This window comes from Streptomyces sp. SLBN-8D4 (genome assembly GCF_049739545.1).
In the GTDB taxonomy this organism is placed as follows: domain Bacteria; phylum Actinomycetota; class Actinomycetes; order Streptomycetales; family Streptomycetaceae; genus Streptomyces; species Streptomyces canus_C.
The window spans coordinates 3,930,420-3,955,653 of the sequence record NZ_JBMGQC010000001.1; the positions used below are offsets into that span (position 1 = coordinate 3,930,420).

Sequence of the window (25,234 nt, forward strand, 5' to 3'; positions counted from 1 at the left end):
AGGCTTTCCGGGCAGGCCACATCACCGTATCCAGCTAGTCGGCCCCCACTGCGGGAGAGCCGAGCCGAGGACCCACCGACCAGGTTCTCAGTCCAGGTAGCTCACCGACGTGCGGGCGGACCTCAGGTCCTCCATGAGCGTCTCCTTGATCAGTTCCAGCTTGGACAACTGGGCGAAGCGCAGGCCGCGCTGTTCCTCCAGCATGGCCATCTCGGCCGCGATGCGCTGCTGCACCGGCGGGGCAGGGAGGTCGATCTCGACATCGAGCAGTCTGGCCGCCGACAGGTCATAGAGGTCTCGCTGTGTGAAACGCGCCCGCGCTTCGATCCGAGGGCGGATGGAGGGCTGGGAAAGCCACGCCTTCAGATAGTCAGGGTTCAGACGAGCGGTGTCGGGAGTGAGACGCAGTACGTTGCTCCCGCATGCGGCAACGGGCAGCTGCTCCCGCCAGACCACGGCCCGGTGGCCTCGTCCCGCCATGAAACGCCCTGTCACCAGGACATCTCCCGGTTGCAGCAGATCCGCTGGGCGCGGTGACGAACCCGCTCGGAGGTGTCGGAGCTGTGTCAGGTCTAGTCCTCGCTCCGATAGGTTGCGCGCCTCCACGACAGGAACGCCGCCTGTCTCCTCACCGAACCGCGGAGCGGCGCCGCGCCGGGCGGTCGTCACCACGTCCCGCAGCGGACAGCGTTCCACCTGCCGGTCCGCATCAAGGGTTGTGTCAGTCAGAAGTGGCAAGAGAACCAGTTGCTCATCGACGTCCAGTTTCGCCAGGGCGGCCTGAACTGTCTTCTCCGTGTCGATGAGCTCGTAAATGCGCGCAGCGGTCTGGCGACGCCGAGCGGCTGTGCCCCCGTCGTCCGCCCCGAAATCCCAGGCGCTCTGCTCAGACCAGGGGTTGTGCAGCACCACGGCTTCCGGAGTCCCGGTGAGCTGAGCCTCAATCTCGCGGAACGCCAGGCCGTATTTCTGCTCCCATCGCTGATACGTGTCGACCAGTTCGTGACGCTGACGGCCCACCATGACCTCGAGCCGGCCAGCCATGTCTTCCCTCAACGGCGCCAAGTGCGTGTCGAGCGGCGTGTCCTGGCCGCTTTCGGTCCATGCCCGCAGAGAGGGTCTGGCATCGGCCCACCATTCCGCGAGCGCGCCGACCAGGATGTGCTCCGGAAGCAGTCCCGGCTCCAGCAGTCTCGCCGGGAACGACGACATCAACTCGTCCCTGAGCCGACCAAGCCTGCCTCGGGACGTGTCGACCTCTCGTCCGACCGAGAGGATGCCGACGATATCCGCCTCCGCACACGCCCACCACGCTTCAAAGGCGGCGCGGAACCTGGCTTCCTGCGGGCGGGCTAGTTCGGCGAGGCCTTGCGCGTCGAGCCGTCGCTCCGGGGAGGGAAAATCCATGTACGGAGAGTCCGGTTCCCGGGGCAGGAAGAGCTGCGAGGCTGGGATCCCGTACGCCCGCAACAGCGTCGCTTCGGCGTCGATCTCAGCGACAGGCATCCCGCCCACCATGTGAGCACGTATGTCCTGCGGCTCAGGCGGTGGAGTGCTGTCCACGTACCGGCGAACGGCGAGGCTGTCGCCGTTGGCTGCGAGCCGACCCCGGTCCATGACCCGAGCGAAACCCTCAGCATCCTCGTAGGAACGAAACGCGCTGACGATTCTCGCTGTGTTCTCCGCGCGCAGGACGTTCCGACCTTGTTCCGCCCGGAATTCACGGGAGGCGTCCACGAACAGGACCTTGCCACGCCGCGCTGGCGCTTTTCCGCCCGGGGAACGCAGAACGAGCACACACGTCTGGATGCTCGTGCTGTTGAAGAGGTCAGGGGGCAGCCCGATCACTGCCTCCATCACATCGGCGTCCAGCAACGCCTTGCGTATGGCTCGCTCCGACGGGATGTCCCGGAACAAGACACCGTGCGGCACGACCGTACAGACGGTGCCGCTCCGCTCCCGTACCAGGCCGAGCATGTACTGGAGGAGAGCGAGATCGGCCGAGCCCCGCTCGGAGACTAGCCCGAACGGCAAGCCGTCTGAGAGCGCGCTCACCTGATCAGGCCGCAGCCGCAGGCCGAACGGCGGCACGCTGAGCACCATGTCGTATCCGGTCCGCGCGAGTTCTCCGTCAGTCAGCGCATCTCCCCGCTTCAGAGCGCCGACAGAGGCCCCGTGGAAGTACAGATTCACCGCTGCCAGGACATAGGCCGCCGGATTGACATCCTGCCCGTAGAGCAGTGGTCCGTGCTGAACCTCGTCCCGTTCCTCCACATATTCCGCGGCCTCTACGAGGGTGCCTCCCGTTCCGCAGAACGGATCACAGATCCTCGAACCGGCCTGTGGCTGAGCCAGATTCGTCAGAAGCTGGACCACATCAAGGGGCGTGTGGTGCTCGGCGGAATACGCCGAGGACTCGGCGCTGCGCTTCAGCAGACCTTCCACGATGTCGCCCAACAGCCCGCGGTGAGTGAGGCTCCCGAAGTCCAGGCGAAGTTCTCGGAACGGTCCCACAAGATCGGTTTGCAAGCCTTTGGGAAGATGTTTCGCGGTATGGGAGACAGCCTGAACGAGCTGCGTGAACGCGTCCGCGCACCAGGCATCGATCCGGTCCGTCCATTGCCGGGAACGGAAGTCGTGCGCCGAGTTCTCGAAGCGCATTCCCCAGTCGTCCTGGGCTAGGGGTTCGGGAGCTGCGGCAAGACGTTCCCACGGAGATGGCCGTCCACCGTGTTCGTCGTGCAGGTGCTTGCAGACGAGCAGCGCCAGGGCCAAGTCCCGACCGCGCTGTGTCTCCATGGTGCCGCGCGTCATGTTCAAAGTCTCCGACAGCGCCTGCTGCACCGACTCGAACGTGGTGATCCCGCCCGTCATGTCTCCCCCCCCGTCCACTCCTCAATATGACTCCGCCCGCGCCCCGCAGGTCAGTAGTCGATCACGTCCAGACCGTCCTCGACGAAGCTCCACACGTTGGTGTACGGGTCCCAGTGATTCTGATCGGAGCCCTTGTGCCCGGCACTGATCTGCTTGGCGTGCTGCCGGGCCTTTTTGTACTTCCCCCGCAGCTGACCGGGCATGACTCGCTTGGCCTGCTCCGGGGAGACGGAGCTGATGGTGGGCCCGTAGGTCTGGGCGAAGCCCTGCTGGCTCTTCAACCTGCCCGCCGCGCTGTCGCAGACGCCACCGAAGGTGCTCGTGTAGTTCTGATAGTGGAGAAGACGCCACAACTCGAAACAAGGGTGGGAGTAGGCGACGTGGAGCTTCGCCTTCCGGGCTCGCGAGAACGCGGTCGGGATGTCCTCGTGCCGGTCCCGGTCGAAGATGCACCACACCTGAGGCCAGTTCCAGCTCTCGGGATCCAGCTTCGCCTTCTTGGCCGCCCTCTGGACCTCGGCCCACTTCCCGATGGCCTCGTCCACGAGGGGCAGCGGCTTGCGGCGCTTCGACGGCGCGTTCACATTCTCGACACTGCAGATGACCTCGCGACCCTGTTGCGCACGGGTGCCATGTGTGGTGACGAACTCGATGAAGTCCGGTTCGGTGACCTCGCCCTCGGTGAAGACGTACACCTCACGCGGACGATCCTGAGGCAGCACTCTCCGGTGCCGGCCTGTGATGTTGTCCCGCCCCTTGTCCCTCGCCATCAGGAACGCTCTGCCTCCCCTGCCAGTGCCGTAAGAACTCTGCGGCCGATCTGTCCTTGCATCATCTTCGGAACCGCGCCGAACGCGCCGGCCAGGTAGGAGTCCATGAGGTCTTCGTCGGGGCCCGGCTCCGCGTCACTGAGTGGGTACAGCTCCGTGGCACCGCCCGCGTCCTTCTCCGTGAGCCAGATCTGTCCCGGCTCCAAGGGACGCCCGCCTCTGGGCGACTTGAGCAGTGACGGCGCATGGGAGGTGAAGACCAGTTGGGCGCCCTTGGTGTTGACCCACGGCGCCTGGAAGAGGCGTACGACCTCTGCGGCGAAGCGTGGGTGGAGGCTGGAGTCCAGCTCGTCGATCAGCAGGACAGCGCCCTTGTCCAGCGCCAGCAAGAGCGGTCCGATCAACGCGAACCACGAACGTGTGCCGAACGATTCGCGCTGCCAGTCCAGTGCCACGGGTTCTTCGGAGTCACCACCGTGCAGCAGTCGCACGAGGGGCGACTGCCCTGGGCGCTGTTGCACCTCCGCGCCCCGGATACCGAGATCGGCGACACGCAAGAGTTCCTCGATACGGTCGCGAGCGTCCTCGTCCAGCAGTTGTCGGGCTGTGTAGGCCTCGCGCTGTGTACGCTCGGTCTCCGGCGTCACATCCCACAGGTTCTGGTTGAACCAGTCGTAGATTCGGGTGAGTTGCGGGTGGTTGTCGTTCGCCGCCCGGCTTAGCAGGAGGGCGTTCGGACGCGTGGTCCGGGCGAGAAGCGCGCGGTCGTGGATACGGTCGCCGGGAAACTCGAAGACGTTGTCACGTGTGGCGTCGCGGTCCAGCCACACCTGGCGCCGTCCCTTGGGGTACGCGTGCAGCCACTCCGACTCCACCACCCTCGGCCCGAGTTCGAACCCGTAGGTCCAGCGAACACCGTCGTCGAGTACGAAGTCGGCTTCGTAAAAGGTGCTCTCCGCGGCCGACTTCGGGTCGAGCGCGAACTCTTCACGGGGGATCCCCTGATACGACGTCCACTGGGCGTACGACCCGAGGACCGCTTCCTTCATCTTCTTGAGCGCGACGATGACGTTGGACTTACCCGAAGCGTTCGCGCCGAAGATTCCCAGAAGCGGATAGACCTGTAGCGACTTTCCGTCTGACAAGGTCAGGGCGCGTGCCGCATCCGACTCCTCGCCCTGGGGTACGACGAAGGACAGCTCCTGCTCGTCGCGCAGCGATCGCACATTCGCCACACGGAATCTCAGCAGCATGCTGTCCTCCTTTCGTCGCGCACAGGGTATCCGCGTGATCGCGCACTCGCCTACCGGACGGTCACACCCGTCCGATTCTCGGACAGGTCACACCAGCCGCCGCGCCGTCGCCCACCGGGTCAGCTCGTGGCGGTTGGAGAGCTGGAGCTTGCGCAGGACCGCCGAGACATGGGACTCGACCGTCTTCACCGAGATGAACAGCTGCTTGGCGATCTCCTTGTAGGCGTAACCGCGCGCGATGAGCCTCAGCACCTCGCGCTCGCGCTGGGTGAGGCGATCGAGGTCCTCGTCGACCGGCGGGGCGTCGGTGGAGGCGAAGGCGTCCAGGACGAAGCCGGCCAGGCGCGGCGAGAAGACGGCGTCGCCCTCCTGGACGCGGAAGACGGAGTCGACGAGGTCCGTGCCGGTGATCGTCTTCGTCACATAGCCGCGCGCACCGCCCCGGATCACTCCGATGACGTCCTCCGCCGCGTCCGAGACGGACAGGGCGAGGAAGCGGACGGGCTGCTCGGCGTCGGCCATCAAGGGCGCGCACCGGCGCAGCACCTCGACCCCGCCGCCGCCCGGGAGATGGACGTCGAGGAGGACGACCTCGGGACGGGTGGCGGTGATGACGGTGACGGCCTGGTCGACGTCCGCGGCCTCCCCGACGACCTCGACCCCGGTCTCCTCGGTCCGGCCGATCTCGGCCTGGACGCCCGTACGGAACATGCGGTGGTCGTCGACGAGGACCACGCGCACGTGCCGCTCTCCCGCGCCGCCGGCCGGCGTCGGCTCCACGGGTTCGGTGTTCGCCTCGGTGGGGTCGCTCATGACGTCTTCTCCGCCCTCTCCATCTCCAGCTCGACCTCCGTGCCGCCGCCCGGCACCGCACGCAGCCGGGCCGTGCCGCCATGGCGCTCCATGCGGCCGATGATCGATTGTCTGACACCCATCCGGTCGGCGGGTATCGAGTCGAGGTCGAAGCCGGGGCCGCGGTCCCGCACGGACACGAAGACCTTCCTGCCCTCGACTTCGGCGTAGACCTGTACGGCCCCGCCCTCGCCACCGTACTTGGCGGCGTTGACCATCGCCTCACGCGCGGCCTGCATCTGCGCGCCGGTTCTCTCGTCGAGCGGGCAGTCGCCGACGACCACGACCTCGATGGGGACGCCGTGCTTGTCCTCGACCTCGGCCGCGTTGCGCCGCACGGCGTCGGCGAGGTCGGTGGGTTCGTCGGCCTCGTCCTTGCCGGTGCCCTCGGGTTTGTACAGCCAGGTGCGCAGGTCGCGCTCCTGGGCGCGGGCGAGGCGGCGCACCTCGCTCGCGTTCTCCGCGTTGCGCTGGATCAGGGTCAGGGTGTGCAGCACCGAGTCGTGTACGTGGGCCGCGACCTCCGCGCGCTCCTGGGCACGGATGCGCATCAGGCGCTCCTCGGAGAGGTCCTGGGTCATGCGGACGAGATACGGCCCCGCGAGGAGCGTTATCCCGACGAGGACCGCGAGGGCCGCCTGGAGGACGGAGCCGAGGTGGGCGGCGGAGCCCTGGAGGACGAAGACCCCGGTGACACCGGCGGTGACGAGGAGGACACCGCCCGCGGCCCGCAGCAGGCTCAGGGTGCGCCGGCGGCGGCCGACCTCCATCCAGCGGGCCCGGCGGGCGTTGTCCGCCTGGCGCCAGACCAGGGCGACGCCCGCGCCGACCAGGACGGCGGGCCAGAGGTAGGCCTTCGCCCCGTTGCCCACATTGACATTGCCGACGAAGACCATGGCCACGACGACCATGAGCAGCAGGGCCACGATCTGGCCCTTGTCGGGGCGGCGGGCGACCAGTCTGCGGCGGCCGTCCGGTGAGGTCTCGGTGGTGACGAGGGCCGGGGGCCGCTGCCCACCGACCCCGCCGACGCCGAGCGGCACGAAGAACCAGAACGCGGCATACAGCAACGCACCGAGCCCGTCCGCCATGAACAGGCCGACGAAGACGAGCCGCACCCAGATCACGGGCAGCCCGAGGTGCCCGGCGAGCCCCCGCGCCACACCACCCAGCCAGCGTCCGTCACTGCTGCGGTAGAGCTTGCGCGGCGGCCGCGGTTCGACGAGGGGCGCTGCTGCGGCTTCCGGCATGGCATCGATGGTCACACGGCCGGGGTGCGCGGGCATCAGGGTTGGCCCCCGAGACTCCCCTGATCTTCGAACGGCGCGCCCTCCGAACGCTTCCCCCGCCCCTCTCAGGGCCGATATCAGGGTCCGGCCAGGGTCGTTCCGACTCCCGTCACGCCTCCCGGCCCGTCACCATGGACCCATGACAGATCACCAGCACGCCGCGGGCGCCGGATCCGGCGGAGGACCGGACCCGGGCACCGGCCCCGGCGCGGGCACGCCCGCCGGCACCGGCGACGCCTCGCGCGCGCACGGGCGGGCGGGCACACGGCAGGAAGGAGGCACACCGGCCGACCCGCACCCCGAGTCCCTCGGGCACCGGACGGCGACCGCCCCGCCCATCGCCACCCCCCAGGACACGGCCACCGCCGAGGACGTGGCCGCGGCCCCCCTGCGCTTCCGGCGGGACCGGCGGCACAAGCTGCTCGCCGGGGTGTGCGCCGGACTCGGGCGGCAGTGCGACATGGACCCGGTGATCTTCCGGATCACGCTCGCCGTGCTGTCGGCGACCGGCGGCATCGGTCTCATCTTCTACGGCTTCGCCTGGCTCTTCGTCCCGTACGAGGACGAGGACGAGAACGAGGTGCGCAAGCTGCTCACCGGCCGGGTGGACGGCCAGGCCCTGACCGGCGTGCTCTTCGCCCTGGTCGGCTGCGGGGTGTTCCTCACCATGCTGGGCAACACCAGCGTGCTGACCTTCGCCGTGGTCCTCTCCCTGCTCCTCGCGGGCGCGGGGTACTGGTCCCGCAACCGCGGCACCCCCGACCCCGACCCGCTCGCCGCCCAGGCCGTCGCCGACGCCCCGCCGGAGGCCCAGGCCCCGCCGGTGCCCGCCGGCTACCCGTCCTGGTGGCGCGACCCCATCGTCAAGGACGGCACCCACGTCGGCGGCACGGGCTATCTGTGGGGCCCGAGCGACTCCCGCGACCGTGACATCGCGGCGGCCGTCAACATCGGCCGGGGCGTCTCCTGGAGCCGGGGCGAGGACATCCGTGCGGCCCGGCTCCCGGCACCGAAGCCCCGCGGTCCCCGGTGGATCGGCGGCTGGGTCTTCCTGCTCGCCCTGCTGGCGGGCGGCCTCGGCACCGGAGCGACCTGGGAGGACCACGCCCTGGGCACCAGCCTGCAGACCGGTCTGTCCTGCGCGCTGATCGTCCTGGGCCTGGGCATAGCGATCAGTTCCTTCCTGGGCCGCACCGGAGCGGGCTCGATCCTCCTGGCGATCATCACAGCGGGCCTGCTCGCCACATCGGCCGCGCTCCCGAAGGACATCACCACCCGCTGGGTCCGCACGAACTGGACACCGGCAGCCACGCAGACCATCCACCCGCACTACGAACTCGGCACCGGAGTGGGCACCTTGGACCTGTCCCGCGTCGATTTCGCCAAGGGCCGGACGGTGACCGCCGAGGCCGAGGTCGGGGTGGGGCGACTGGTGGTGATCGTGCCGCCGGACGTGACCGTGAAGGCGGTCATCGACGTGGGAGTGGGCGACATCCAACTGCCGGGCGACGACCAGCAGGACGTGGACGTGGCACCGGGCAAGCGCAAGGAGATCACCCTGAAACCGGCCCCGGGCGCCAAGAACACCGCCACCCTCGACCTCGGCCTACGAGTGGGCATCGGCCAGGCGGAGGTGAGCCGTGCTGCGTCATGAGTTCCGGCCGGGAAAACTGGTCGCCGGCCTCTTCCTGACCGTCGCGGGCATCACCTACGCGGGGGACGCCGGCGACGCCTGGGACACCCCGTGGTTCGCGGTGATCCCCATGGTCGTGGGCGGCCTCTGCCTGGCGGGCGTGGTGGGCCTGCTGGCCCGGGCCGTGCGCAACCGCCGCGACAGCCGCCGTACGAGCACACCGCCGGAAGCGGACCGGACGCCGCCGCAGCCGCCCGTGCCGCCGCAGCCGCCCGTGCCACGCTGAGCCTGCGATCACTGATCACTGATCACGGGCAGGACGGCTGAGGAAGGCGTCCCACCGGTGGCTCCGCCGACCGGAGCTACCGGTAACCTCCCGCCCGCTGCCGTCGTCGGGAGCGCAGGGCGGCGTCCACGGAGAACGCGGAGGCGCCCGCGAGGACGAGGGGCAGCCAGGCCATCAGGTAGGCGAGGTCGTTGCCGTAGTAGTAGGGATCGGACGCCCAGCTCACGGTCAGCCACAGGCTGAGCGAGATCAGCGCACCGCCGAGCGCCGCCAGGCGGGCGAGGATGCCGAGCAGGGTGCCGATACCGACGGCGAGTTCACCGAAGGCGATGGCGTAGCCGAAGCCGACGGGGTTCTTCAGGGACAGGTCGACCAGTGCGGGGATGGCCGAGGAGTCCCGGACGCTGCGCATCATGTCGCCGATGGAGCCCGAGCCGGAGCTCTTCATGAAGGCGCTGTCGGTCAGCTTGTCCAGGCCGGCGTAGATGAAGGTGACGCCGAGGAAGATGCGCAACGGCAGCAGGGCGTACTGGCCGAGGCTGTCACGCCAGGTTCGTTCTTCGTTGTAGTAGGGGGCGTGCGTGTCCGTACGAAAACCGTGAGTCATCGCTTCGAGCCGCCTCTCACCAGCGAGCCGAGACCCCTCACCAGACCATACGAACGAGGGGGCGGCAATGCTCAATACGACGTCGGATTTCCGCGCCCGTGGGGATGCGGGCCCGTGCCCCTCAGTCCGTCACATCGATGGCGTACCTGTTCGTCTCCGCCCCGGCAGCCGTCACCACCTGCACCTCCACCCGCCCCGGCTCCACATCCGCCGGCACCGGCACGGTCAGCACCTCGTCCGTGGGGTTGCTGAATCCCCCGGCCACCGGCACCAACGGCACATGGACGTTGACCGGCCCGATCCGCACCACCATCCGGGACAGCCGATCCGCGCGCTGCGCCCCCGGCGGCACGAACCCCGCGCCCCGGATCTCGATGTCGTCCCCGGTGCGGATGGGCCCGTCCAGGTCGCCCGCCTCGCGCGACCGCACCACGGAGAGGATCACCGGCCGCCCGCCCTCCGCGTACTTCCCCGCCACATAGGTCGCCGCGGACACCAGCACCACCACCGCAAGTCCCCACGGCAGATCCGGCAGTTGGTCCGGCCGCCGGGCCAGCCGCACACCCGCGAACAGCAGGGCGACCCCGCCGATCACGACGTACTGGATGTCGGCGAAGGTCCCGCGCCCGGAGTCGTCCGTGAGCAGGTCGGCGGCGCGGGGCCGGTCCGCCCGCACCTTCTGCAGCCGCTGCCCGAGCACCCGCAGCCCCACCACCCGCCGTACCAGCACGGCGATCGCGCACACCACGGCGAGTACGGTCACGACCCCCGCGCCCCGGGCCAGTTCGAGCCCGGAGATCAGCGCGTCCCGCTCACGGCTGTCGGAGGCCGCGGCCAGCCGGGCCACCAGCACCAGCACGGCGTAGGCGACGAACAGCGCCCATGCCACCGCGACGGCCCGCGAGGTGGACAGCCGGTTGTCCTCACCGATGACCGGCGCGAGCACCCCGCCCCGGGCCCGGTGGAACCAGGACGCCGCGGTCAGCGAGGCCGCGACCACGAGCGCCGCCACCAGCCCGGCCGTACGCGCCGCGGTCCACCCCGCCCCGATGGCGGTCAGCGCCTGGACGAGGAGCAGCACCACGACAGCGGCCCACACGGCGAACGCGGTACGACGCCACAGTCGCGCGAGCCAGGCGGCCCCCTCGGCGCGACCCCGCTCGGCCACGGCCTCGGCGGACTGGGTCAGTTCCTCGGAGACCCACTGCCGGGAGGCCGACGCGGAGTGCGCGACGGCCGCGGGCAGGCCCTGCCCGGCGGCGAACTCGTCACGCTTGAGGAGGAACGCGGCCACCGCCCGCCGATGACCGGCCCGCGCCCCGTGCGGACAGTCCCCGCAGCTGCAGCCGCCCTCGTGCGCACCGTTGGGCACACCTCCGGCCGCGCTCTGTCTCGCTTCCTGCACCGCCACGCCCGACGCCCGCCTTCCCACGATTCCTGATTTTCTGGCCTCACATGACCTCACGGCCGACCGGCCGCACCACCCGCGAACCCCAGCGCCCCACGCCCCGGAGAAGCCCCGGACAACTCCCCCGTGATGTCAGCGAATTGTGCCCTACAGCACACCACCCCCGTCCGGCAGGTGTGGTCAGCGCGGGTGAAGCCGGGACCGCCGTGTTGACCCGGCTGCGAGAATTTCCGTATGGCCGAGATCATCCAGCGTGACGGGACCTGGGCCTTCGACGGCACAACGGTCAGGATCACGCCGGGACTCCACCGCTCCGTACCGCTGTTCCGGCAGACGTACGGCGAGGTCGCCGTGCCCCTGGAGGCCGTCGCGGGCGTGGCGTTCGAGCCGGAACGCAGGCGCGGCCGGCTGCGGATGCGGCTGCGCGAGGGCGCGGACCCGCTGCTGCACGCCACCGGCGGACGTCTGCCGGACCCGGCCGATCCGTACCGCCTGCTCGTGGACGTCGACCGCGCCGGGGTCGCCGAGTACGTGGCCGAGGAGATCCGCCACGCCCTGCTCCTCGACCAGATCCCGAAGGAGCCGACGAAGACGTATCTGCTGCCCGGCCCGCCGGTCCCGGTCTCGGTGCGTTCCTCCGACGGCACGGTCTCCTTCGACGGCACCCAGGTCCGCATCGACTGGGCCGATACCTCCGACCGGGTCAAGCGGGCGACCGGCCCGCGGATCATCGACGTGGGCGACCTCGTCCAGGTCGAGTGGCTGCCCAACTCCGGTTACGAGGACGGTTTCATGCGGTTCGTGACCCGTGAGACGTCCTTCTCGAAACTGCCGCCGGAGAAGGACCCGTACGCTCTCGACCTGTGGGGCAGCACCCGCCGCGACCTGCTCACGGCCCTCGTCGCGACGGCGGTCACGGCCCGGCTGCCGCACCCGTCCACCCGCGGGGAGCTCGCGCACGGCGACGAGCGCGCCCACCGCCCCCGGCTCGCCGCGGCCGCCGTTCCCCCGTCGGCCGACCATCACGACGTGCTGCTCCGCAGACTGCGGGAGTTGGGTGAGCTGCACCGCGACGGGGTGCTCACGGACGAGGAGTTCGCGAGGACGAAGGCCGCCGTGCTGCGGGGCTTTTAGCCGATACGGGGTGTCTAGCTCAGCAGGTCCGGTTCGCTGCGGCTGATGTCCTGCCACGTCGGCTGGTAGTTGATCCACGCCACCAGGTCCCCGCCCAGCTGTTCCCGGGTCGCCACCGCGGCCCGGTGGTCGATGAGCACGGGGCGTCCCGCCGCCCGGGCCAGCAGCTGCACCTGGCTGGAGCGTTCCATCGACAGGAACCACCAGGCGGCCGCGTCCACCGAGTCCCCGACGGTCAGCAGGCCGTGGTTGCGGAGCACCAGCGCCTTGCGGGAGCCGAGCGCGGCGGCGATCCGGCGGCCCTCGTCGGCGTCTACGGCGACCCCGGTGTAGGCCTCGTACAGGGCGTGGTCCTCGTAGAAGGCGCAGCTCTCCTGGGTGATCGGGTCGAGGAGCTCGCCGAGCGCGGACAGCGCCCGCCCGTGCACGGAGTGGCAGTGGGCGACGGCGACGACGTCGGGGCGGGCGGCGTGCACCTGGGAGTGCACGGTGAAGGCCGCCTGGTTGACGTGGTAGCGGCCGTCCAGGACCTGCCCGTCGGAGTTGGCGAGCACGAGGTCGCTCACGGTGACGTGCTTGAAGGGCATGCCGAAGGGGTTGACCCAGAAGCAGTCGGTGAACTCCGGGTCGCGAGCGGTGATGTGCCCGGACACCCCGTCCTCGAAGCCGAGCCGGCCGAAGATCCGCAGCGCGCCGGCGAGGCGCTCCTTGCGGTGCCGGCGTTCCTCCTCGACGGAGTCGTGCATCGGCGGCATCGCGAACTGGAGCTTCTCGGTGGGCAGCGGCATCGGCGGAGTGGGCCCGAGGGGCGTCCCGTGTTGCGTCACGGGGCGGAAGTTACCGTCGGGCGGCGCAAGAGAACAGAGGTGGTTTGTAAAGATGACGCACACAGCGGATACCTGACAGAAGATGTCGGGTATCGACGCCAGACTGCCTGATATGAACTGGGCAGATTTCTCCGCCACGGAACCCGACCTCGCCAGGACGGTCGAAGACCGCTTCGGCGCCTTCACACACCACACCCTCGCGACCCTCCGCAAGGACGGCTCCCCCCGCACCACCGGCCTGGAGGTCCGCTTCCTGAACGGCGAGCTCTGGCTTGGCATGATGCCGGACTCGCTCAAGGCGCGAGACCTGCGCCGGGATCCGCGTTTCGCGCTCCAGGCGAACCCGGGGGAAGGCACCGGGATGGGCGGCGGCGACGTACGGATCGCGGGGCGGGCGATCGAGGTCGAGGACTCCGCGGCCAAGGCCGGATACACCGAAGAGGTGGAACCGCCGGAGCCGTTCCACCTCTTCCGCACCGAACTCACCGAGGTCGTGAGGACCTATGTCGAGGACGACACGTACCTCGTCGTCCAGTTCTGGCGGCCCGGCGAACCCCTGCGCACCCGAAAGCGCGCGTAGGGCCTACTCCCACTCGATGGTCCCCGGCGGCTTCGACGTCACGTCGAGCACCACGCGGTTGACGTCGGCCACCTCGTTGGTGATCCGCGTCGAGATCTTCGCGAGGACGTCGTACGGCAGTCGCGACCAGTCGGCCGTCATGGCGTCCTCGCTCGACACCGGGCGCAGGACGATCGGGTGGCCGTAGGTACGGCCGTCGCCCTGGACGCCGACGGAGCGGACGTCCGCGAGCAGGACCACCGGGCACTGCCAGATGTCGCGGTCGAGGCCGGCCGCGGTGAGCTCCTCGCGGGCGATGGCGTCGGCGTCGCGCAGCAGGTCCAGGCGCTCCTTGGTGACCTCGCCGACGATGCGGATGCCGAGGCCGGGGCCGGGGAACGGCTGGCGCTGGACGATCTCGTCGGGGAGCCCGAGCTCCTGGCCGACCATCCGCACCTCGTCCTTGAAGAGCTTGCGCAGCGGCTCGATCAGCTGGAACTCGAGGTCCTCGGGAAGCCCGCCGACATTGTGGTGCGACTTGATGTTGGCGGTGCCGGTGCCGCCACCGGACTCGACCACGTCCGGGTAGAGCGTGCCCTGGACGAGGAACTCCACCGCCGGACCCTCGTCCGCGATGATCTCCGCCTGGGCCTGCTCGAAGACCCGGATGAACTCCCGGCCGATGATCTTCCGTTTCTCCTCGGGGTCCGAGACACCCTTGAGCGCGGTCAGGAAGCGCTCCTCCGCGTCGACGACGACCAGCTTCACGCCGGTCGCGGCCACGAAGTCCTTCTCGACCTGCTCGGTCTCGCCCTTGCGCATCAGGCCGTGGTCGACGTACACGCAGGTCAGCTGGGAGCCGATGGCCCGTGCGACCAGGGCCGCGGCCACCGCGGAGTCCACACCGCCGGAGAGACCGCAGATCGCGCGCTTGTCGCCGACGCGCGAGCGGATCTCGGCGACCTGCTCCTCGATCACATTGCCGGTGGTCCAGTCCGGCTTCAGACCGGCGCCCCGGTACAGGAAGTGCTCAAGCACCTGCTGGCCGTGCGTGGAGTGCATGACCTCGGGGTGGTACTGGACGCCGTAGAGCTTCTTCTCGTCGTTCTCGAAGGCGGCGACCGGGACGACGTCCGTGGACGCGGTCACGGTGAAGCCCTCGGGGGCGGCGGAGCAGGCGTCGCCGTGGGACATCCACACCGACTGCTCGTCGGGGGTGCCCTCGAAGAGGGTCGAGCCGGACTTCGAGACGTGCAGGGGTGTACGGCCGTACTCACGCGCGCCGGTGTTGTCGACGGTGCCGCCGAGGGTGGTGGCCATCAGCTGGAAGCCGTAGCACATGCCGAAGACCGGGACACCGGCCTCGAACAGCTCGCGGTCCAGGCGCGGGGCGCCCTCCGCGTACACCGACGAGGGGCCGCCGGAGAGGATGATCGCCGCCGGGTTCTTGGCGAGCATCTCCGCGACCGGCATGGTGCTCGGCACGATCTCGCTGTAGACCCGGGCCTCGCGGACACGGCGGGCGATGAGCTGGGCGTACTGCGCACCGAAGTCGACGACCAGGACGGTGTCGGGGGCGGCGGCGGGGTTCGCTGATGACACGGGTTGCCTTCCGGCGGTGAGCGAGGTGTGTGTGGTAGCGAGTCTACCGGGAGCCGCGGGGCCGGATCGGGGCCTGGCTGGTCTCAGGATGCGAACCGGCTTGGACACTCCCCGAGGGCCCGGCATACTGCTGCCATGCTCCCGCAGACGACCTTCCTGTTTACCTATGGCACCCGGCCCGCCGGCTGCCATGGTCGTGCTGCTTGAGCAACTGACAAGCGACTTCCCAGGCGCCCCGGGCCGACAAGGTCCGGGGCGCCCGTGTTTTCCGGACCTTGCCGCTCCGGGGCATCCACCCCACCCAGGAGCCCTACGTGACCACCACACCGGAAGCGACCATCGCGGACGCCCGTGAGCGCATCGACGCGCTCGACGACCGGATCATCGGTCTGATCCAGGAACGGATGGCCGTCTCGTCCGTGGTCCAGCGGACCCGTATCGCCTCCGGCGGCCGACGGGTCCACCTCGCCCGCGAGATGGAGATCCTCGGCCGCTACCGCGACGCCCTCGGCAGGCCCGGCACCTCCCTCGCCATGACACTGCTCGAACTGAGCCGCGGTCGCATCTGAGTTCGGGCCCCACCTCACCCGTACGGCGCGTGACCGCGGCGCGCACCGCTTCGTTGGTGGTGGTGTCCGTGCCAGCCAGGGGCGGGCCCGACAGAACCACGCGTGGCTCGCTGGAGCGATGAGGCGCACGGATCACGCCGTGCGCCGTGGGACCTCGCTCCAGGAAGTGACCGGACGGCAGGGGACAGCAGCCCGGTCACCCAAGAGAACGGCCGGCTCCGGGGACGCCCGGGGCCGGTCGGCGGGGCAAGTACCGGCACAAGGCTGGGTCAAACGGTTGCGGAGGCCGCGCCCATCCAGCACGATGCCTAGAAAGCCCCCAAGTCCCTCCGCAGACAACCGTATTCGTTTTGTCTCGCCGCACTGCCAGAGGTCCAGACCAACAGGGGCGGCGAGCACGACGGCACGCAGAGCAAGCGGCGCAACCCCCCGGCGCCGCTCCCAGGCACCGGCGCTGCCCTGACGTCGGTGCTGACGAAAGAAGGGCCCCGCGACTCCGTCCCGCGGGGCCCTTCCCATGCCCGGATTTCAGGGATCAGACGCGGGAGACGGTTCCGCAGCTCTTGTCACGGTTCACGTCGAGGGGCTTGCTGCGGTCGTACGGGTCCGAGGTCGGTCCGGTGGGGTCAGGTCCCGTGGGCTCGGCCGAGCGGAACGACGGGTGCAGGTAGCCGTCGTACACCTCGCAGGCCGAGTTGTTGATGTCCTGGTCCCAGTTCACGACGTTGAGCTTGCCCGGGGTGACCCGATACTTGGCCGGGTCCGAGATCTCCACGTCGAGGATCCGGCGGATGATGGTGCGGGTGACCTCGGTGGAGCCGTTGGTCTGCACGACCGGGTAGACGAAGGTGTAGTCGGCGTGCACGGCCACGGAGGCGTGGTCGCCGGCCTTGAAGGTCATACGGCCCCGGGTCTTCACGACCTCGCCGACCGGCCGGACCTCCCCGGGGTCGAAGCGGCTGAACATCCACAGCGGGTCGTGCTTCTCGTCCGGCTTGCGCAGGCCGGTCTCCAGGAGTCCGCGGACGTCCTTCTGCAGCGGGTCCAGCACATCGAGCGCCGCCCGGGGCCGTTCGCCGCGCAGCGTCGCCGGGTCGAGGTTGGACTCGACGAGGAGCTTCTTGGTCAGCTCCAGTGCCTGTTCGACCTTCGCCTCGGACCGTCCGCCGACGGGCTTCGCCTTCGGTACGGCGATCCCGGAGGCCCCGTCGGCCCAGCGCTTGGCGGGCGAACCGGCGAACGGGTCGTCCAGGGTGGGGACCTGGGAGGGTTCGGCGGAGGGCGCGGCGGTCGGTGCCGCCGTCTCCTGCGGCAGCGGGGAGGACGCGGCCCCGGAAGAGCTGGTGCCGGCGCCGAAGGGGTCGCCCGGCACCAGCGAAGGCCTCACCGCCACGACGGCCACGCCGGCCGCGACGACGACAGCGAGGACGCTCCACAGGCCCCGTCGGCTCTTCTTCTGCTGCCAGGCCGGCCCGGTGCGCCAGCCCTCCGGCAGTTCGCCGCGCGCTTCCTGTCGCCGCAGTCGCTCCGTCACCTCACGGGCCCGTGCGGAGGGTTCCTTGGGGGCGGAGTCTCGGATGTCCCGTTCGGTGTCACGGGCGAACTGTGCCCAGACGTCGTCCGGGATCTTGGGGTCTTCTGACACGTCGGTCAGTTCTAGGGCCTTGGAAAGCCCGTTCACAAGGAGAACCCGTGTGTGACTCAGCCCACATAAGTTTTCTGTGAATGCCTGCACAACCTTTCACAGGGTTCACGAATCAAACCTCACGAATCACGGGCCCCACCCGCGCCCCACACGCGGAGGCCTCTCCCTGACGCGTGCCGCGCACCGTGCGGCGCACCTGACTTCCGAGGTCTTCATGAAGCTTCGTCGTGCACTGGCCGCCGCGGCCGCGACCGCCGCGATAGCGCCGCTGGCCCTGTTCGCCGCGCCGAGCGCCTTCGCGGACGAGTCCCCCACGCCGGCCGCGGCCGAGAGCACGCCCGCCGGCGAGAACACCCCGACGGACCCCGCGAGCACCCCGGCGGACCCCGCGTCGACCCCGGCGGACCCGGCAAGCACGCCCGCCGGCAGCACCCCCTCGACCAGCGCGTCCAGCTCGGCCACCACGAGCAGCAGCCCGTCCGCGAGCGCGTCCAGCTCGGCCACCACCAGCGCCAGCCCCTCCCCGAGCGTGAGCGACGAGCCCGTCGACGAGTGCCAGGTCGACGAGGACGACGACCCGGTCATCAACGACAGCGACGTGCTGCACAGCTCGCTGACCGGTCTGCCCGAGAGCATCGTGGCGGGCAGCGGCTGGACGAACTTCAAGTTCAACGTCAGCAACTCCGGCGACGAGACGATCAAGGACATCCAGCCCATCGTCGGCGTCGGGGCGGTCGACTGGGACTTCGAGAAGGACTACAGCGACCTGGTCACCGTGCAGGTGAAGCAGGGCGGCAGCTGGGCCGACGTGGCCACGCAGTTCGGCGAGGGCGGCTCGTTCAACGCCTTCGACCTCGACGGCGGCGACTCCCTCAGCTACCAGCTGCGGGTGAAGGTCGACCGTGAGGTCCCGAGCGCGATCGGCATCGCCATCGGTCTCGCCGAGTACTCGGACGACAAGGGCTGCTGGGTCTCCGCCGACGAGAACATGGGCATCTACTACTTCGAGGTCCTGCCGGCCGGTTCCGACGCCGGCAAGCCGAACGACGCCAAGCCGCAGACCGGTGGCAAGAGCCCCATCTCCGACGTCAACGGCGTCGACGTGGACGGCCAGCTCGCCGAGACCGGTTCGAGCTCGGCCCTGCCGGTCCTCGGCCTCGTCGGCGGCTTCGCCGTCGTCGCCGGTACCGGTGTGGTCTTCGCGGTGAAGCGGCGCAAGGGTGCGGCCGGCGCCCACGCCTGAGTCGTAGCGCGGTGGACACCGCTTGACGCAGGACAGGGGAAGGACCCGCACTCGGAGGGGGGTGCGGGTCCTTCTCTTTGTCCTTGCTCTTTGTGCTTTTCGGGGGCTACGACTTCTTCGGGACCGCCGGGATCCCCAGGAACGGCAGCTTCAGCGCGCCGAAGGCCTCCGCCGGGACCGCCGGCGCCTTGGGCTCGACGGCGCCGAGACGGACGTACGCCTCGCCCTGCGCCGGACGCGGGTCCTCCTCGCCCTTGTTGGGCCAGTAGGACATCGCCCGCTCGGCCTGCGCGGTGATCGTCAGCGAGGGGTTCACGCCGAGGTTGGCGGAGACCGCGGCGCCGTCGACGACCGAGATCCCGGGGTGGCCGTAGAGCCGGTGGTACGGGTCGATCACCCCGGTGTCGCGGGAGGCGCCGATGGGGCAGCCGCCGAGGAAGTGTGCGGTGAGCGGGGCTCCCATCAGCTCGCCGACGTTGGAGCCGGCGAAGCCGTTGATGTCGGCGGCGATCGCGGACGCGGCCTTCGAAGCGGCCCTGATCTGCTTGGGGTTGGGGGCGCCGTGGCCCTGGCGCGCGGTGAGCAGGCCCTTGCCGACGCCGTCCGGCTTCAGGTACGTCGTCAGGGAGTTGTCCAGCGACTGCATGACCAGGCCGATGATGGTCTTCTCCGACCAGCGGCGGTTGGAGAGGGAGCGCAGCACGAGCAAGGGGTGCTTCGCCGCGTTCGCCAGCCAGGCCAGGACCCTCGACGAGCCCTCGGCGTACGGGACTTGGAGGATCGACAGACCGCCCATCGAGTTGGAGCCCTTGCCGTAGCGGACCGGCTCGATGTGGGTGTTCTCGTCCGGGTGGATGGACGAGGTGATGGCGACGCCCTGGGTGAAGTCGACCTTCGGCGCACCGGTCGCCTTGCGGTAGCGGCGGTTGTCGGTCTGGGCGCCGACCAGGGCCTCGGAGTTGGTGCGGGTGAGCTCGCCCAACCGGTCCGAGATGTACGGCAGTTGACCGCCCGCCTTCATGCGGTGCAGCAGGGTCTGGGTGCCGTAGGTGCCGGCGGCGATGACGACCTTGCGGGCCTTGAAGGTGCGGCCGCTCGCCTTGCGGCGGTCGTCGGTGGGCAGGGTCGCGATCGCGTAGCCGCCCTGGGAGTCGTCCGTGACCGACACGACGGTGGTGAGGGGGTGGACGACCGCGCCCGCCTTCTCTGCGAGGTGGAGGTAGTTCTCGTTCAGGGTGTTCTTGGCGCCGTGCCGGCAGCCGGTCATGCACTCGCCGCACTCGATGCAGGCCTTGCGGGAAGGGCCCGCGCCGCCGAAGTAGGGGTCGTCGACCTGCTCGCCGGGGGCGGCTTTCCGCGTGCCCTCCGCGTCCTCGCCGTCGCCGAAGAAGACGCCGACCGGGGCCATGTGGAAGGTGTCGCCGACGCCCATCCGCTCCGCGGCCGCCTTCAGGTGGACGTCGGAGGGGGTCATCGTCGGGTTGAGCCGGACGCCGAGCATGCGGCGGGCCTGGTCGTAGTACGGCTTGAGCTCCTCCTGCCAGTTGGTGATGTCACGCCACTGCGGGTCCTCGAAGAAGGGCTTCGGGGGGACGTAGAGGGTGTTGGCGTAGTTGAGGGAGCCGCCGCCGACGCCCGCCCCCGCGAGGACCATGACATTGCCCAGGAGGTGGATGCGCTGGATGCCGAACATGCCGAGCTTCGGCGCCCAGAGGTAGTTCTTGAGGTCCCAGGAGTTCTTGGGAAGCGTCTCGCGGGTGAAGCGGCGGCCGGCTTCCAGGACACCTACGCGGTAGCCCTTCTCGGTGAGGCGAAGGGCGGTGACGCTGCCGCCGAAGCCGGAGCCGACGACGATGACGTCGTAGTCGTAGGTGTCCTGTGGCACGTGCTCTCCTCGTTGAGAACGGGCGTTTCTACTTGAAGCGGAAGGCCTTCATCACCTTCAGGCTCCGGCTCATGAACTGGGCGTACTTCTCGTCGTCCATTCCCAGCGAGGGCGCCATCGGGAGGAGCCGCTGCTGGGCGACCGTCTGGGCCTCGGTGTACTTGAGGATGCCCTCGGAGCCGTGCCGGCGGCCGAGGCCGGAGTCCTTCATGCCGCCCATCGGGGACTGGACGCTGCCGTAGGCGGAGGCGTATCCCTCGTTGACGTTGACGGTGCCGGCCCGCACCCGGGAGGCGATCTCCCGGCCGCGCTTGCCGTCCTTCGTCCACACCGACGAGTTCAGGCCGTACGGCGTGGAGTTGGCGAGCTCGACCGCCTCGTCCTCGGTCTTGAAGCGGTAGAGGGAGACGACCGGGCCGAAGGTCTCCTCGGCGCACACGGCCATCGGCTCGGTGACGTCGTCGAGGATGGTCGGCTCGAAGAAGTACGGGCCGATGTCCGGGCGGGCGACACCGCCGGCGACGACCTTCGCCCCCTTGGACACGGCCTCCTCGACATGCCGGGTGACGGTCTCCAGCTGCCGCTCCCCGACCAGGGAGCCCATGTCGGCACCGTAGGCAAGGGACGTGCCGAGCCGCATGGCCTTCGTACGGGCGGCGAAACGCTCCAGGAAGGCGTCCGCGATCGACTCGTGGACGTACAACCGCTCGATGGAGATGCAGAGTTGGCCGGCGGAGGAGAAGCAAGCGCGGACGGCACCGGCGGCGGCCTTCTCGATGTCGGCGTCCTGGAGGACCAGCATGGCGTTCTTGCCGCCGAGTTCGAGCGAGACACCGACCAGCCGGGCGGCGGCGCCCTGGGCGACCTCGCGGCCGGTGCGGGTGGAGCCGGTGAAGGAGACGTAGTCGGCGTGCCGGACGACCTCGGGGCCGACGACGGGGCCGTCGCCGAGGACGACCTGGAACACCTCGGCGGGAAGGCCCGCCTCGATCAGCAGATCCCGCGCCCACAGGGCGGTCAGGCAGGTCTCGGTGTCCGGCTTCATGACGACGGCGTTGCCCGCGACGAAGGCGGGGAGCGCGTCGCCGACGGACAGTTCGAGCGGGTAGTTCCAGGGGGCGATCTGGCCGACGACACCGCGCGGGTGACGCAGTTCGGTGACCTTGGTGAGGGTGGGCACGGCCCCGGTGTGCCGCTTCGGCCGCAGATACGCGGGGGCCTTGCGGCCGTAGTGCCGGGCGGCCACGGCGACCGCCTGCACCTCCTCGTGGGCGTGCAGCCGGGCCTTGCCGGTCTCCAGCTGGATGAGGTCGAGGACCTCCGCCTGGCGCTCCAGGATCAGGTCGTGGAAGCGGAGCAGGACGGCCGCGCGCTGCCGTACGGGGGTCTGCTCCCACACCGCCTGCGCCCGGCGGGCCGCCTCGAACGCCTTCTCCACGTCCTCGGGCGTCGACTCGGGCAGGTCGGCCAGCTTCTCGCCGGTGAACGGCGTGTGGTTGGCGGTACGGCCGGACCCGGTCACCCCTTTGGTGAGCTGGGCGACCAGCTCCGGGGTGACCACGTCGGCCGCGGTACGGGCGCCCTCCGGGGCGGGGGCGAGGGGGTTCGTGCCGGTCTTGGCCGGGGCCTGCGCGTCCGTCATGAGCCGCAGGGTATTCGGGAGCGGGGGCTTTGGGTACCCGTCGGTAACGGGCGCTCACGACATACACACACCTTGCCAGTGATGACTGGCGGTGAATGTGCTGATCAGCGGGTTGGGCAGGGTTGATCAGCCGCGTTCGGGTTTTTTCTGCAGCAGGAGGCCGAGGGCGGAGAGCGCGGTGAGGCGGCGGGGTTCGTGGGCGGTGGAGGTGGAGAGAGCGGGGGCGGGTGCCGGGGCTTCCTCGGCATCCTGCGCCGGAGATGAAGTGGTCGGCTCCGCGGCCGGAGGCGAAGCGGGCGTTTCCGCGGCCCACCTCGGCAGACTCGTCCCGGCGACCTCGGCCAGCACCCGGGCGACGTCCTCCGGCAGGGGCCGCTCCTCCGGCTCGGTGACGAGGAGCCGCTGCAGCAGTGCCCCCAACGGACCGGACTGCGCGTCCGCCACGGCCGCCCGGAGCAGCGCCCCCAACGACCACAGATCGGAGGCGGGCCCCGCGCCGGGCCCCGACGCGCACTCCGGGGCCGCGAACGCCGTGGAGGTCTCCCGGCCACCGGAGTGTCCGGCGCCGCCGATCCCGAAGTCGGTGACGACGACCCGTCCGCTCCGGGCCTCCAGGAGGACGTTGGACGGCTTCAGGTCGCGGTGGACGATGCCCACGCGGTGGGCCGCGTGCAGCGCGCCGAGGACGGCGAGCCCGATCCGGGCGGCCTCGGCGTCCGCCAGCGGCCCCCGCCCGGCCAGAGCCGCCTCCAGCGACTCCCCTTCCACCAACTCCATGACGATCCAGGGCAGTTCGTCGTCGAGGAGTACGTCGTGAATGGCGATCGCCGCCGGATGGCCGACCTGTGCGGCGGCCCGGGCCTCGTGCGGCAGCCGGTGCGCGGCCCGCTGCCGCTCCTCGTCCTCGGGATCCCCGGTCAGCCGGGGCTCCTTGACGGCGACGTACCGCTCGTCCTGCTCGTCACGTGCCCGCCACACCGTGCCGTTCGGCCCGGAGCCGACCCGCTCGACGAGCCGGTAACGCCCACCGATCAGACGTCCGCCGAGCGGGAGTTCGCGGTCTTCACTCATGGCACATGAGTACCGTGCGGGTCATGCCCTTGTCTAAGCGGCGGGCTCGGACACCGGACTCCGTCCGGCCCAGCCGGGTGCGGGTGGTGCTGTCGGGTTCCGCGCCGGCTCCCGTCACGGAGCCGCGCAGAGCCCACCCCGGGCCGTCGTGGCCGAGCACCCGCGTGGTCCCGCGGTCCTTGCCGGGAGGTCCCTGGATCCGTACGACGCCTGGAGTTCAGCTGGATCGCCGTCCGGCCGCGGATGACGGTGACGGCGACGAGGGAGCCGTCACGGGATGTCATGAGCCGCGTCTCCGCTCCGGCCCGGGTCGGCACCAACAGGCCCCCGAGACGGACCGGCTCACCGTGCCGCGGCCGACGGGCATCGCTCTCGTCCCACGGTCCGACGGCACCGCTGCTTTCCTCTTCGCGCACGTCCCGTCCCCCGCCTCAGAGCCGGTCCACCCCCACATTCGCGATCGCCGTCCTGGCCACCTCCCGCCCCCTCCCCGTGAAGTCCCCCTTGCCCGGATAGCTGACGGTGAGCTTGTACATGTCGCCGGTGGTGGTCCGGTAGTAGAAGATCTGGAGTTCGCGCGGGCGGGAGTTCTGGCTGTCGATGGTGTTGTACGTGACGGTGTTCTTGGCGGCCTTCCGGCCCTGGTACGTCTGGTCCTCGGGCCGGGTCTTCGCCGCGTCCGGCATGCTGAGGTCGTAGTCGCCGCTCTCCTTGAACCGGCTGTCGTCGTCGTACATCTCGGCCGCCGCGGACCCCGCGATGTCGTGCGCGGTGTCCGCGGCCCTGCGCTGCAGGCTCAGGCCGATCCAGATGCTGCCGCTGTAGTCGGTGTACCTGATCCAGTGGGTCTTGTCCGTCTTCCGGTCGGGCGTGGTGGGCTGGTAGTCCGCCGGCACCGCCAGCGTCGCGGCCACGTCCTTGGTGTGTCTCGTCGTCCAGCCGTCCGGCAGTGGTCCCGCGAAGGGGTCCGCGATCACCAGATACGCCGCCAGCGCGGCCGCGACGACCGCCGCGCCGAGCCCGAACCACGCCTTGCGGCCCAGCCGGAGACCACCGCGCACCGGGACCTCCACGGTCCGCACGATCTGCGTGGGCTCCGGGACGGGCGGGTGGGCGGTGGCCTCCAGGAGTGCCCTGACCTGCGCGGCGTTCGGGCGGCGCGCCGGGTCCTTCTGGAGGAGGCCGTTGATGGCGTCGGCCAGCGGGCCGTGCGCGGCGGCGGGCGGCGCGGGCGTGGCGTTGAGGACGGACTGGAGGGTCGCGGGGGTGTTGCTGCGGCGGAACGGCGAGACGCCCTCCGTCGCCGCGTACAGGACCACACCGAGGGACCAGAGGTCGGAGGCGGGACCGGGACGCTGGCCCAGCACCCGCTCGGGGGCGATGAACTCGGGCGAGCCGACGAAGCCTCCGGTGTCGGTCAGGCTGGTCTCGCCCTCGATCTGGGCGATGCCGAAGTCGGTGAGGACGACCCGGTCATGGCGGCCGAGGAGGACGTTGTCCGGTTTCACATCCCTGTGCAGGATGCCCGCCGCGTGCGCGGCCTCCAGCGCGCCGAGCACGTCGAGGCCGATTCTCGCCGCTTCCCGTGCCCCGAGAGTGCCCTCCTGCAACGCGTCACCCAGCGAACGGCCCTGCACCAGCTCCATCACGATCCACGGCCGGCCGTCCACGACCGCCACGTCGTGCACGTTCACGACCGAGGGGTGATCCAGCCGGGCCGCGGCACGGGCCTCCCGCCGCATCCGCTCGAAGGCGTTGCCTCGTTCGCGTTCCGGAAGATGGTCCGGGACGCGCGGTTCCTTGACGGCCACCTCGCGGTCCACCGTCTCGTCCTTGGCCCGCCACACCGTGCCCATCCCGCCGTGCCCGAGCTTGGCGAGCAGCCGGTACCGGCCCGCGATGAGCCGGCCGACGCCCGACTCCTGCTGAGGGGGCCTGGGAGGTTGCAGAACATAACTCGTCGTCTCGTCGGACTCGTGGCCGACTCCCCCGCTGCTGCTCATGGGTTCATCCATATCGCGCCAGACAGGCAGGCAGCCAGAGGTGACGCGTTCCGGTCACACACCCGTGACGTATCCCGAACCG

General features: G+C 70.2%; 21 protein-coding genes. 6 read left to right on the top strand and 15 right to left on the bottom strand.

Annotation, left to right across the window (positions count from 1 at the left end):
* Nucleotides 1-87: 87 nt before the first annotated feature.
* The 5 genes from RKD20_RS17470 to RKD20_RS17490 all read right to left on the bottom strand — a co-directional run bounded on the left by RKD20_RS17470 (nucleotide 88) and on the right by RKD20_RS17490 (nucleotide 6,999).
* Nucleotides 88-2,874 carry an N-6 DNA methylase gene (locus tag RKD20_RS17470; protein WP_424878546.1) on the bottom strand — a complete coding sequence of 929 codons (2,787 nt, stop codon included), beginning with the start codon at nucleotides 2,872-2,874 and terminating at the stop codon, nucleotides 88-90.
* Nucleotides 2,875-2,924: 50 nt separating this feature from the next.
* Entirely contained in the window at nucleotides 2,925-3,644 is a 720-nt protein-coding gene (locus RKD20_RS17475; protein WP_424878547.1) for an RloB family protein, read from the bottom strand.
* Complete coding sequence (locus RKD20_RS17480; protein WP_424878548.1) at nucleotides 3,644-4,897, bottom strand: AAA family ATPase; 1,254 nt, start codon at nucleotides 4,895-4,897, stop codon at nucleotides 3,644-3,646. The genes RKD20_RS17475 and RKD20_RS17480 overlap by 1 nt, the downstream gene beginning before the upstream one ends.
* 87 nt (nucleotides 4,898-4,984) lie before the next feature.
* The gene (locus RKD20_RS17485) at nucleotides 4,985-5,710 is read right to left on the bottom strand and encodes a LuxR C-terminal-related transcriptional regulator (protein ID WP_007384162.1); all 726 of its coding nucleotides are present in this window, start codon (nucleotides 5,708-5,710) and stop codon (nucleotides 4,985-4,987) included.
* Entirely contained in the window at nucleotides 5,707-6,999 is a 1,293-nt protein-coding gene (locus tag RKD20_RS17490; RefSeq protein ID WP_033415423.1) for an ATP-binding protein, read from the bottom strand. The genes RKD20_RS17485 and RKD20_RS17490 overlap by 4 nt, the downstream gene beginning before the upstream one ends.
* Before the next feature lie 178 nt (nucleotides 7,000-7,177).
* Here RKD20_RS17490 and RKD20_RS17495 point away from each other — a divergent pair, with 178 nt between their 5' ends.
* Both RKD20_RS17495 and RKD20_RS17500 read left to right on the top strand, forming a co-directional pair.
* Nucleotides 7,178-8,692, top strand: coding sequence for a PspC domain-containing protein (locus tag RKD20_RS17495; protein ID WP_424878549.1), 1,515 nt, complete (start codon nucleotides 7,178-7,180; stop codon nucleotides 8,690-8,692).
* On the top strand, nucleotides 8,679-8,957 hold the full coding sequence (locus RKD20_RS17500; RefSeq protein WP_424878550.1) for a hypothetical protein: 279 nt from the start codon (nucleotides 8,679-8,681) through the stop codon (nucleotides 8,955-8,957). The genes RKD20_RS17495 and RKD20_RS17500 overlap by 14 nt, the downstream gene beginning before the upstream one ends.
* Before the next feature lie 76 nt (nucleotides 8,958-9,033).
* Here RKD20_RS17500 and RKD20_RS17505 read toward each other — a convergent pair whose 3' ends face one another.
* Nucleotides 9,034-9,564, bottom strand: coding sequence for a DoxX family protein (locus RKD20_RS17505; protein ID WP_424878551.1), 531 nt, complete (start codon nucleotides 9,562-9,564; stop codon nucleotides 9,034-9,036).
* Between the two features lie 121 nt (nucleotides 9,565-9,685).
* Nucleotides 9,686-10,975, bottom strand: coding sequence for a hypothetical protein (locus tag RKD20_RS17510; RefSeq protein ID WP_424878552.1), 1,290 nt, complete (start codon nucleotides 10,973-10,975; stop codon nucleotides 9,686-9,688).
* 231 nt (nucleotides 10,976-11,206) lie between these two features.
* On the opposite strand from RKD20_RS17510, the gene RKD20_RS17515 reads away from it, so the two are divergent.
* On the top strand, nucleotides 11,207-12,106 hold the full coding sequence (locus tag RKD20_RS17515) for a DUF4429 domain-containing protein (RefSeq protein WP_424878553.1): 900 nt from the start codon (nucleotides 11,207-11,209) through the stop codon (nucleotides 12,104-12,106).
* A 14-nt stretch (nucleotides 12,107-12,120) separates the two neighbouring features.
* On the opposite strand, the gene RKD20_RS17520 is transcribed toward RKD20_RS17515, so the two are convergent.
* On the bottom strand, nucleotides 12,121-12,894 hold the full coding sequence (locus RKD20_RS17520) for a class II aldolase/adducin family protein (RefSeq protein ID WP_424883248.1): 774 nt from the start codon (nucleotides 12,892-12,894) through the stop codon (nucleotides 12,121-12,123).
* A 151-nt stretch (nucleotides 12,895-13,045) separates the two neighbouring features.
* Here RKD20_RS17520 and RKD20_RS17525 point away from each other — a divergent pair, with 151 nt between their 5' ends.
* Nucleotides 13,046-13,513, top strand: a complete 468-nt coding sequence (locus RKD20_RS17525) for a pyridoxamine 5'-phosphate oxidase family protein (protein ID WP_020118610.1) — start codon at nucleotides 13,046-13,048, stop codon at nucleotides 13,511-13,513.
* A 3-nt stretch (nucleotides 13,514-13,516) separates the two neighbouring features.
* Here the strand turns inward: RKD20_RS17525 and guaA are convergent, their stop codons facing one another.
* A complete protein-coding gene (guaA, locus tag RKD20_RS17530) occupies nucleotides 13,517-15,094 on the bottom strand; it encodes a glutamine-hydrolyzing GMP synthase (protein ID WP_424878554.1) in 1,578 nt (525 codons plus the stop codon).
* 314 nt (nucleotides 15,095-15,408) lie between these two features.
* Here guaA and RKD20_RS17535 point away from each other — a divergent pair, with 314 nt between their 5' ends.
* A complete protein-coding gene (locus RKD20_RS17535) occupies nucleotides 15,409-15,663 on the top strand; it encodes a chorismate mutase (protein ID WP_031060758.1) in 255 nt (84 codons plus the stop codon).
* A gap of 535 nt (nucleotides 15,664-16,198) precedes the next feature.
* On the opposite strand, the gene RKD20_RS17540 is transcribed toward RKD20_RS17535, so the two are convergent.
* Complete coding sequence (locus tag RKD20_RS17540; protein WP_424878555.1) at nucleotides 16,199-17,344, bottom strand: hypothetical protein; 1,146 nt, start codon at nucleotides 17,342-17,344, stop codon at nucleotides 16,199-16,201.
* Between the two features lie 178 nt (nucleotides 17,345-17,522).
* On the opposite strand from RKD20_RS17540, the gene RKD20_RS17545 reads away from it, so the two are divergent.
* Entirely contained in the window at nucleotides 17,523-18,551 is a 1,029-nt protein-coding gene (locus RKD20_RS17545; RefSeq protein WP_424878556.1) for an LPXTG cell wall anchor domain-containing protein, read from the top strand.
* 106 nt (nucleotides 18,552-18,657) lie between these two features.
* Here the strand turns inward: RKD20_RS17545 and RKD20_RS17550 are convergent, their stop codons facing one another.
* The 5 genes from RKD20_RS17550 to RKD20_RS17570 all read right to left on the bottom strand — a co-directional run bounded on the left by RKD20_RS17550 (nucleotide 18,658) and on the right by RKD20_RS17570 (nucleotide 25,152).
* Nucleotides 18,658-20,436 (bottom strand): GMC family oxidoreductase N-terminal domain-containing protein, encoded by a 1,779-nt coding sequence (locus tag RKD20_RS17550; RefSeq protein ID WP_424878557.1) that lies wholly within the window; start codon nucleotides 20,434-20,436, stop codon nucleotides 18,658-18,660.
* Nucleotides 20,437-20,464: 28 nt separating this feature from the next.
* Nucleotides 20,465-22,078: a succinic semialdehyde dehydrogenase gene (locus tag RKD20_RS17555; protein ID WP_424878558.1), complete on the bottom strand. Its 1,614-nt coding sequence runs from the start codon at nucleotides 22,076-22,078 to the stop codon at nucleotides 20,465-20,467.
* 126 nt (nucleotides 22,079-22,204) lie between these two features.
* On the bottom strand, nucleotides 22,205-23,149 hold the full coding sequence (locus tag RKD20_RS17560) for a serine/threonine-protein kinase (protein ID WP_424878559.1): 945 nt from the start codon (nucleotides 23,147-23,149) through the stop codon (nucleotides 22,205-22,207).
* Nucleotides 23,146-23,565 carry a DUF3710 domain-containing protein gene (locus RKD20_RS17565; RefSeq protein WP_424878560.1) on the bottom strand — a complete coding sequence of 140 codons (420 nt, stop codon included), beginning with the start codon at nucleotides 23,563-23,565 and terminating at the stop codon, nucleotides 23,146-23,148. Before RKD20_RS17565 ends, RKD20_RS17560 begins: the two co-directional genes overlap by 4 nt.
* Before the next feature lie 15 nt (nucleotides 23,566-23,580).
* A complete protein-coding gene (locus tag RKD20_RS17570; RefSeq protein ID WP_424878561.1) occupies nucleotides 23,581-25,152 on the bottom strand; it encodes a serine/threonine-protein kinase in 1,572 nt (523 codons plus the stop codon).
* Nucleotides 25,153-25,234: the final 82 nt, after the last annotated feature.